The sequence below is a fragment of the Alkalibacterium indicireducens genome (assembly GCF_039522005.1).
Taxonomy (GTDB): Bacteria; Bacillota; Bacilli; order Lactobacillales; family Carnobacteriaceae_A; genus Alkalibacterium; species Alkalibacterium indicireducens.
The window spans coordinates 3764-4674 of sequence record NZ_BAAADA010000060.1; the positions used below are offsets into that span (position 1 = coordinate 3764).

Here is a 911-nt window from a genome sequence, read left to right on the forward strand (position 1 = left end):
TATATACTCTTCTTATCCCCTATAGAATTGGAGTGGAATAGGAATGAGAAGAGATATCAGAGAAGGAGTGAAAAAACATATGATTGATGGCATAAAGCCCAATTATACTGCGTTAGCGGAACAATACGGATGTGATTATCGCACGGTTAAAGCAGCGTATCAGGAAGCGTTGAAAGGTGATAAACCTAAAACAAGGAGGATATATCCGAGTAAATTAGATTCATTCAAACAAATCATAGATACTAAGTTAGAAGATCAATGTACCGCTAAAAGTATCTTCAAATTCATACAAAAGAAAGGGTTCGATGGGAGTTACAGTCTCGTTAGAGACTATTGCCGTGGAGTGAAAAAAGAACGGGTACAGAAAGCAACGGTTCGTGTCGAATATACGCCTGGTCTTTCAGCACAAATCGATTGGAAAGAAGAAATGCGACTGATAAGCAGTCAGGGAGAAGCCTTCCGCTTTAATATTTTCCTTTATATATTGCCCTATTCAAAGAAGAAATTTATTACGCTTACCTTTGACCGTAAACAGGATACATTGTTTGAGTGCATGAATGATGCCTTTTATCACACCGGTGGTGTTCCAGAAGAAATATGGTTCGATAATATGAAAACTGTCGTCGACCGATCACGAACCCAATTCTCTCAGGTTCATTTAAACGATCGCTTCTATTCCTTTAGTAAAGACGCTGGATTTAGAACAATGGTCTGTCGCCCGTTCCGCCCTCAGACAAAAGGCAGCGTAGAAGCTCTCGCTAGAACGATGGACCGGTTACGGGTGTACAATCATGAGTTTTATGATTCGACAGATCTCATTCGAATCGTTGACGACCTTTGTTGTAGAAAAGCATTCTATACCGATAAAAAAGAGGCGGAAAAAGGCAATGTGATCCAGCAGACGTGAATAC

1 pseudogene is annotated in these 911 nt (G+C 40.2%); it reads left to right on the forward strand.

The window, feature by feature from the left end:
• Nucleotides 1–43 precede the first annotated feature (43 nt).
• A pseudogene (gene istA, locus ABFX15_RS04055) lies at nucleotides 44–841 on the forward strand (IS21 family transposase); the annotation flags it as partial.
• Nucleotides 842–911 lie beyond the last annotated feature (70 nt).